The organism is Chitinimonas sp., from assembly GCF_041904975.1.
In the GTDB taxonomy this organism is placed as follows: Bacteria; Pseudomonadota; Gammaproteobacteria; order Burkholderiales; family Chitinimonadaceae; genus Chitinimonas.
Map to the genome: position 1 here is coordinate 1 of NZ_JAYRLZ010000220.1, position 7,274 is coordinate 7,274.

General features: G+C 63.5%; 9 protein-coding genes. 5 read left to right on the forward strand and 4 right to left on the reverse strand.

From position 1 onward, the window contains the following. The 3 genes from ACE3OH_RS16995 to ACE3OH_RS17005 all read right to left on the reverse strand — a co-directional run. Window positions 1-1,833: exodeoxyribonuclease V subunit gamma (locus tag ACE3OH_RS16995; RefSeq protein ID WP_374355732.1), on the reverse strand; the 1,833-nt coding region annotated here is incomplete at its 3' end. 358 nt (window positions 1,834-2,191) lie between these two features. Next, the gene (locus ACE3OH_RS17000) at window positions 2,192-2,641 is read right to left on the reverse strand and encodes an ArsI/CadI family heavy metal resistance metalloenzyme (protein ID WP_374355735.1); all 450 of its coding nucleotides are present in this window, start codon (window positions 2,639-2,641) and stop codon (window positions 2,192-2,194) included. Then, a complete protein-coding gene (locus ACE3OH_RS17005; protein ID WP_374355738.1) occupies window positions 2,638-2,988 on the reverse strand; it encodes an ArsR/SmtB family transcription factor in 351 nt (116 codons plus the stop codon). Before ACE3OH_RS17005 ends, ACE3OH_RS17000 begins: the two co-directional genes overlap by 4 nt. Before the next feature lie 132 nt (window positions 2,989-3,120). Here ACE3OH_RS17005 and ACE3OH_RS17010 point away from each other — a divergent pair, with 132 nt between their 5' ends. The 4 genes from ACE3OH_RS17010 to ACE3OH_RS17025 all read left to right on the forward strand — a co-directional run bounded on the left by ACE3OH_RS17010 (window position 3,121) and on the right by ACE3OH_RS17025 (window position 5,679). Next, window positions 3,121-3,588 carry a MarR family winged helix-turn-helix transcriptional regulator gene (locus ACE3OH_RS17010; RefSeq protein WP_374355741.1) on the forward strand — a complete coding sequence of 156 codons (468 nt, stop codon included), beginning with the start codon at window positions 3,121-3,123 and terminating at the stop codon, window positions 3,586-3,588. Next, window positions 3,585-4,085, forward strand: a complete 501-nt coding sequence (locus ACE3OH_RS17015) for an N-acetyltransferase family protein (protein WP_374355746.1) — start codon at window positions 3,585-3,587, stop codon at window positions 4,083-4,085. The genes ACE3OH_RS17010 and ACE3OH_RS17015 overlap by 4 nt, the downstream gene beginning before the upstream one ends. Window positions 4,086-4,189: 104 nt before the next feature. Further along, window positions 4,190-5,074, forward strand: a complete 885-nt coding sequence (gene glyQ, locus ACE3OH_RS17020) for a glycine--tRNA ligase subunit alpha (protein WP_374355749.1) — start codon at window positions 4,190-4,192, stop codon at window positions 5,072-5,074. Between the two features lie 95 nt (window positions 5,075-5,169). Then, window positions 5,170-5,679 carry a lipoprotein gene (locus ACE3OH_RS17025; protein ID WP_374355753.1) on the forward strand — a complete coding sequence of 170 codons (510 nt, stop codon included), beginning with the start codon at window positions 5,170-5,172 and terminating at the stop codon, window positions 5,677-5,679. A 58-nt stretch (window positions 5,680-5,737) separates the two neighbouring features. Here the strand turns inward: ACE3OH_RS17025 and ACE3OH_RS17030 are convergent, their stop codons facing one another. Next, the gene (locus tag ACE3OH_RS17030; protein ID WP_374355756.1) at window positions 5,738-6,601 is read right to left on the reverse strand and encodes a DUF3034 family protein; all 864 of its coding nucleotides are present in this window, start codon (window positions 6,599-6,601) and stop codon (window positions 5,738-5,740) included. A gap of 156 nt (window positions 6,602-6,757) precedes the next feature. On the opposite strand from ACE3OH_RS17030, the gene ACE3OH_RS17035 reads away from it, so the two are divergent. Beyond that, entirely contained in the window at window positions 6,758-7,138 is a 381-nt protein-coding gene (locus tag ACE3OH_RS17035) for a group 1 truncated hemoglobin (RefSeq protein WP_374355759.1), read from the forward strand. Window positions 7,139-7,274: the final 136 nt, after the last annotated feature.

Here is a 7,274-nt window from a genome sequence, read left to right on the forward strand (position 1 = left end):
CAGGCGGCTTTCCAGCCAGGCGGCCACGGCGGCGCGCTCGGCCGGGGCGGTGAGCCGGGCGGTCTGGGCCAGATCGGCCAGGGCGGTGAGCGCGGCCTGCAACTGCTCGATGGCGGCGGCATCGTCGGTATCGGGCTCGAAAAAGGTCGCAATCCAGCTTTCCAGCTCGCTGCGCCATTGCAGCAGCGGCCGCGCCTTGGTGAGACTGGCGGCCAGCCGACTCAGGCTATGCACCAGGCGGCGCAGGCCGACCACCCGTTCGGCAAATGAGAGATGCAGATCGGCCAGCGGCACCCGTTCGGCAAACAGCGGCAGCTCAGTCGTCGCGCCAGCTGGCGGCATCACCACGCCGAGCAGCAGGCGCTCGAGGCCCGCCTGCCAGGCAAAGTCATCGCCATCCAGGCCGCGGCGGATGCCGGCGCGGGCAACCCAGTCGCGCAGCAGCGGGACATCGTCGGCGCCAAATCCAAAGCGCCGCGCCAGCGCCGGCACATCGAGCAGATTGGCGACGGTTTCGGCGCCCCAGTCCTGCTCCGGCCAGCGCAGCAGGCTGATAAAGGCGGCCAGCAGCGGTGATTCGCCGAGGGCGCCGCGATCGGCAATGGCATAGGGAATAAACGGCTCGGCCTCATGTGTACCGCCTTGCAGCGGCCCGATCTGCCAGTCGCCCGTTGCGGTGGCGACCGGAAAGTTGTCTTGCATGGCGCCGCTGCCGCGTTGGCCGAATGCGGCATCGATATGCGGCGCCCAGGCTTCCACATCGGGGCAAAGCACCACCACGTCCGATGGCTGCAGGCTGGCATCGGCGGCAAAGCGCGCCAGCAGCGCATCCTTGAGCGCTTCGGCCTGGCGTGACATGCCATGGCAGGCATGGACCTGCAGGCTGGCATCCTCGGGCGCCAGCACCCGTTTTCCGATCGGCCGCTGCAGCGACAGGATGTCGTGTTGCAAGCAAGCCAGCAGATGGTCGCGCTCGGGCTGCTCGCTCTCGTCAAACAGCAGATGCGCCTCGGGTAGGCGCTCGATCAGCGCATCGAAAAAGGCCCGCCCTTGCTGGCCCCAGGCTGCCAGCAGCCGCTCGCCGGCACCGGGCGCCGCATCCTGGCGCACCGCGCTGCGACTGAGATCGCCCCAGCTTTCGCGGCAGGGGTTGAGGATGAACAGGCAGACATCGATACGCTCACCCAGCGCCGCCAAGACTTCCACCACCGCAGGCGGCAGGCTGGATACGCCGAACACGGTGATCCGCTCGGGCAGATCGAGCGGTGCCGCATCGCGCAGCCGGGCAATCAGCCGCTTGAGCAGATCGGCGCGGTGCGGGCTGTCCTTTTCGCTGGCCAGCCGCTGCCATAGCTGCGCCTGCCAGTCCTCGTCCGGCCCGAGGCCAACACGTACGCCATGCTCCCAGCGATCCAGCCAGTCCGGCCGGTACACCAGATAGTGGTCCAGCACATCGGCCAGCCGGCCGGCCAGCCGCCAGCGCTTGCGCGGGTCACCGTCGCTCAGATAACCCTGCAAGGCTTCGGGCGCCTCGCTCATCAGCAGGGCATCGAGCCGCCAGGTCAGCGCATCCGGGCTGAAGCCGCCCTGGCGCTGCTGCGGGCCCAGCACCCGTTCGATCAATTGCCACAAAAAGGACGCCGGCAGCGGAAACTGCACATTGGCGCACACGCCGAAACGCCGCGCCAGATCCAGCGTCAGCCAGCGGCCCAGGCCCTTGGCTTGCACGATCACCGTTTCGGCCGCCAGCGGGTCATCTTGTGGCTGGCCAAGCACTGCCGCCAGCAGCTCGGCGAGGGTTTCGAGGCGGTTGGATTGGTAGAGGTGCAGCACTGATAGGCAAACCCGGCTTATTGTTATGGCGAAGCGGCTCCGTGCCGATGTTTGCCGCAGGCCCAGTACTGAGGCGGGGCGCTGCAAGATGGCAATAGGCACTAGCCGGGCGCCATCCTGCGGCAAGTCTGGCGCAGCGGCAACTTTTCGCCGTGCTGTTGCTGTGTTTTCAGTGCACAAGGCGCGATGGTGCCGGAGGCGCGGCTAAGGGGTGGAGTAGTGGCTGCACAGAGCCCGCCCGCGATAGATAGGTTTGTTGAAGCGGCTCAGGATGGCGCGCTGGGCAACGCGATCGGCATGGTGGATGGCGAGTTGCTGGGCCATCCACCGTGCACGCCCGATCTGAAGCCGATGAGGCTCAGTTTTGCGGGGTGCCGCAGCGCTGAGGTGCGCTTACCGGGCGAGTCGGTGCGCAGCAGGCATCCTTGCGTTGTCCGCCGTAGTAGGGAATCTCGCCGACAGTGTGGAATGCCTCCCAGACAATGCCTTGCGGGTCGGTAATCCATTGCTTGTCCGACTGCGCGTAGCAGCAGGCAGCGCCGGGTTCAGCCCGGGCGAGCAGGCCGGACTGGAGCGCGCGTTGCTCGATTTCGACCAGTTCTTCGGCACTGTCGACCTGAATCCCCAGATGGTTGAGGCCGGTTTGTGCCGTTCGGGTCGAAATGGCGAAATTGACGCGCGGGTCGTCCAGCATCCATTTCGCGTAGTCACTCTTTTGCACGGTGGGCTCGCTGGCGAACAGGCCGTTGTAAAAGCGGATGCTCGCTTCCAGATCCGCGACCGATACATGTACATGCAGGCGTTTCATGTTGCTTCCTTTCCTGGTGGGCTACAGCGAATACCACAGTCATCCGTGCTGGCATCGCACGGCGCTGCGGCGCAGCAGTTTTCGGTCAGAAAGGCGATCAGGCTGCTGATCGCGGCAAAGTCGACCGAATAGAACACGAAGCGGCTTTCCTGCCGCGAATTCACCAGGCCGGCATGGCTGAGTTCCTTCAAATGAAAGGACAAGGTGGCCGGTGCGATGCCCAGTTGCTCGGCGATCTTGCCGGCGGGCAAGCCGTCTTGGCCTTGGGTGACCAGCAAACGGAAGATGGCCAGTCGGGATTCCTGGGCGAGTGCAGCGAGCAGGGTGGTGGCGGTTTTGTTTTCCATAATTCGATGATTGTCGAATTATGGATATTCGTCAAATCATTTTGATAAAAGTTGAAATGTCAGAAGGTTTTGCCTGCTTGACAGCCAGACACGAATGCCCGATATTTGGTTGTTAATGACAACGATATTCACATGAAACCTACACCGCCTACCGCCGAACTGCTACGCGACATGGTGCGCCTCTATGTGCAGTCGCAGCGCAGCAGCGCCGCCTGCCACGATGGTCGCTCGACCGTGCAGTGCCACATCCTCTCCGAGTTACTGCGTTCCGAGCCGCTGACTCAGCAGGACTTGGTGGAACGCCTGGGGCTCGATAAAGGTTGGATCAGCCGTGCTGTTGAGGCGCTGGTGGCCGATGGCGCCATCGATAAGCGCCAGCATCAGGACGATCGCCGCAGTGCCTGGCTGCTGCTGAGCGAAGCCGGTCGCGCACGGGCAAGCGCCTTGAACTTGCGGCTGAATCAACATGCGGGTTCGCTGTTGTCGGCCCTCGATGATCAGCAGCAGGCCGACCTGCACGCATCGCTGCTGGTGCTATTGCAGGCCTTGCAGCCTGCTGCGGCAAACCCGTGCCACAACAAAGGGGAAAGAACACCATGAGCAGCATATTGCTACGTGCCATGCATGCCGGCGATTGGCCCGAGGTGCGCCGCATCTATCTGGAAGGCATTGCCACCGGCAATGCCACCTTTCAGACCGAGGCGCCCAGCTGGGAATCGTGGGACACCAACCACCTGCAGGCTTGCCGGCTGGTGGCCGAGCGCGATGGCCAGATGCTGGGTTGGGCCGTGCTGGCGGCAATCTCAAGCCGGCCGGTGTATCGCGGCGTGGCCGAAGTCAGTGTCTATGTCGGTGACGCCGCCCGTGGCCTGGGGGTGGGCAGCATGCTGCTGGCGCAGCTGGTGGCCGATGCAGAGCAGGCGGGGCTGTGGACCTTGCAGGCCGGCATCTTTGTCGAAAATGCCGCCAGTCGTGCCTTGCATCGTCGTTGCGGCTTTCGCGAGGTAGGCGTGCGCGAGCGGATGGGGCGCCTTGCCGGCAGATGGCGCGATGTGGTGTTGGTGGAGCGGCGTAGCGCTGTCAATGGCCGCGACTGACCGTCGGCGCGCGCCGGCACAGCCCGGTAAGTGCAAGGCAGTGGAAACGGCCCAACTTCAAGTAGAATCCCCCGCTTCCTACCGATTTTTGCCGAGCTTTTACGATGCTGACGTTCCAGAACATCATCCTGACCTTGCAGAAATACTGGGGCGACTATGGTTGCGTGCTGCTCCAGCCTTACGACACCGAAGTCGGCGCTGGCACCAGCCACACCGCCACCTTCCTGCGCGCCATCGGGCCGGAGCCCTGGAATGCCGCCTATGTGCAACCGAGCCGCCGCCCCAAGGATGGCCGCTATGGCGAGAATCCGAACCGTCTGTTCCAGCATCACCAGTTCCAGGTGGTGCTCAAGCCCAGCCCGGACAATATCCAGGACCTGTACCTGGGCTCCTTGAAGGCGCTGGGGCTGGACCCGACCATCCATGACATCCGCTTTGTGGAAGACGACTGGGAAAACCCGACGCTGGGCGCCTGGGGCCTGGGCTGGGAAGTGTGGCTCAACGGCATGGAAGTGACGCAGTTCACCTATTTCCAGCAGGTGGGCGGCCTCGACTGCAAGCCGGTGCTGGGTGAGATCACCTATGGTCTGGAACGCCTGGCCATGTATCTGCAGAACTGCGAGAACGTCTACGACCTGGTGTGGACCCATCTGCCCGATGGCACGCCGGTCAGCTATGGCAATGTGTTCTATCAGAACGAAGTCGAGCAGTCGAAATACGCCTTCGAGCATTCCAATGTGGAATTGCTGTTCAAGCAGTTCAACGACCATGAATCCGAGGCGAAGCGCCTGCTGGAAGCGGGCCTTGCCTTGCCCGGCTACGAGACCATCCTCAAGGCTGGCCACACCTTCAATCTGCTGGATGCGCGCGGCGCCATTTCGGTAACCGAACGCGCCGCCTATATTGGACGCATCCGCAATCTGTCGCGCGGCGTGGCGCAGGCTTATTTCGATGCACGCGAGGCGCTCGGTTTCCCGATGTGTCGCTAAGGCAATTTGGCCGGCTGGCTTGCCATGCAAGCCAGCCAGTTGGCGACCGGCGTGCAGGCAGGTGGTGGTATTCCTTTATTTACCGGGACTTACCGATGAAAGCTGCTGCCCTGATCATGATGACGCTCGCCCTGACGCTTGCGGCCTGCGGGCGTGATGGCAGCAGCTATATGAACGCCAAGGGTGCGCAAAGGCCGGAGCCGGTGCCGGAGGAAAAAGACGCCGACTGGCGCCTGTATGGCCAGACGCCGGAATTCGAGACCAAGGTATCGTGGGCGTCCATCGGCCACAAGGATCGCTTCGGCCCGCCCGAATACGTTTACGTGTGGGTATGGCGCAAATTCGCCAAGGACCAGGAGCCGCCCAAGGGCCGCGAATACCGCAACGAGTTCACCCGCTTTGCGCTCGACTGCGCCAAAGGCAGCATGGCCAGCATCGCCATCGAGCGGCAAGACCATGAGGGCGAACGGGTAAAGCGCAGCGATGTGCCGGGCTACCAGTGGGAATTCGATGCCGTCGCTAAACAGACGTATATGCAGGATTTCTTCGACCAGGTGTGCAAGATCGCACGGGAGAAGGCGGCGGTCGAGGGTAAGGATGGCTGACCGAGCCCGCCGGATCGGACCTTGCGGCGCAGGCACGCGGGCCTGATGCAGGCATCAACTACCAATCCAGCATGATCGATACATACGGCCCGCCCTGCTTGGCCTTGTCGGCGATATTGCCCAGCTGCACATAGGCCAGCGTCACCGCCACATGCTGGCGAGGCAGCCAGGCGACAAAGCCATCGAATGCTGCCTGTTCCCGCGACGCCTTGAGATTGTCGGGCTTTTGCCGCCATTCCAGGCCGGCCACTAGCCTATCCGTCAAAAACAGTGCGGCACTGGCTTCGCCATACAGGCGCAGGCGATCGTTGCGGTCGCCGCCAAAACCGAGAATGCCGAACTGGTTGGCGCGGCTGGCGCGCACGGTGCCGTTCAGCACGGTGGTGTAACCGGCCAGGCCATCTATCCATACCTTGCTGGCGGCGACATAGGGCTCCAGCGCGCTGGCGTGGCGGGCGCCGAGCGCTGCCGGCACCCGGTCGAAGTCGCGATTGCGCTTGTACATGGCGCCGATTGCCAGCTGCGGCCACGGGCTATCCTGGTCGGCTATCGCGTCGCCGTAAATGCGCCATTTCAAGCCCAGGGTATCGAGCGCGATGGTCTGGCCCGGCACGGTATCGCCGAGGTCAAAGCGCTGCCTGGCAAACGAGAGTTCCACACGGTCTTGCCAGGCAAGGGCTGCGCCTGCCGCATTCAGGCGGAAATTGCCGGTATCGAGCCAGGTGGCAAAACCGGTTGCGCCCACTTGCTCGCGCGTGCCGGATCCGGCAATCAGGGCCCATGGCACCAGGCCACCGCCTCCCGCGCCTTCTACCTGGCTTACACCGCCAGTGCCGGGCGGGCGCGCGCCAGCCTGGGCGGTCAGCGGGCCCGCAGCAGCAGTGATCAGGGCGATATGCAGGATGGCATGGCGGCACAGCATGCTGTCTAACCCATAGTTGGATGACTCAGTCTATAGTGGGTAGCGGGCCGGATCGGCAACTCTGCCGATACCGCGCCGATCTGAACCATTCACGCAACTTATTCACCCATTGCCATGAAACCGCTGCCTACAGCCTGTGTTCTTGCTGCATTGTTGTTGCCGCTGCCGGCTGTGGCGGCCACCCTGTTCGAGCGACTGGGCGGCGAGCCGGGCTTGGCGCAAATCAGTGATGCACTGATCGAGCGCAGTGCGTCCGACCCCGCCACCAATCGCAGCTTCGACCGGGTGGACCTTGCCAGGGTCAAGCGTCAATTAGCCAGCCAGCTGTGCGAAATCAGCGATGGCCCGTGTCGCTACCAAGGCGACACCATGCGTCAGGTGCATGGCGGCCTCGGCATCAGCGAAGCAGAGTTTTTCGGCATGGTGCAGCACCTGCGTGCGATTCTCGATCAACGCGGTGTGGCCCAGGCCGACAAGAATGCCCTGCTGGCCCGGCTGGCGCCGATGAAACGCGATGTCGTCGATCCACCCAAGTGAGTGTCCATCATGATTGTGCGTTCCCGCCATTTTGTCTTGATGCTGGCCGCAGGCTCGATCCATGCGGCCGTTCTCGATGTGCAGGTACAGGATGGCGCCGGCAAGCCGGTCAATGATGCCGTGGTGTATGTCGAGG

What these genes read in the sequence shown, in the direction of transcription:
- ACE3OH_RS17000 (WP_374355735.1), bottom strand. Translation starts at nt 2,641, where the DNA reads ATGAAACGCCTGCATGTACATGTATCGGTCGCGGATCTGGAAGCGAGC.
- ACE3OH_RS17005 (WP_374355738.1), bottom strand. Translation starts at nt 2,988, where the DNA reads ATGGAAAACAAAACCGCCACCACCCTGCTCGCTGCACTCGCCCAGGAA.
- ACE3OH_RS17010 (WP_374355741.1), top strand. Translation starts at nt 3,121, where the DNA reads ATGAAACCTACACCGCCTACCGCCGAACTGCTACGCGACATGGTGCGC.
- ACE3OH_RS17015 (WP_374355746.1), top strand. Translation starts at nt 3,585, where the DNA reads ATGAGCAGCATATTGCTACGTGCCATGCATGCCGGCGATTGGCCCGAG.
- glyQ (WP_374355749.1), top strand. Translation starts at nt 4,190, where the DNA reads ATGCTGACGTTCCAGAACATCATCCTGACCTTGCAGAAATACTGGGGC.
- ACE3OH_RS17025 (WP_374355753.1), top strand. Translation starts at nt 5,170, where the DNA reads ATGAAAGCTGCTGCCCTGATCATGATGACGCTCGCCCTGACGCTTGCG.
- ACE3OH_RS17030 (WP_374355756.1), bottom strand. Translation starts at nt 6,601, where the DNA reads ATGCTGTGCCGCCATGCCATCCTGCATATCGCCCTGATCACTGCTGCT.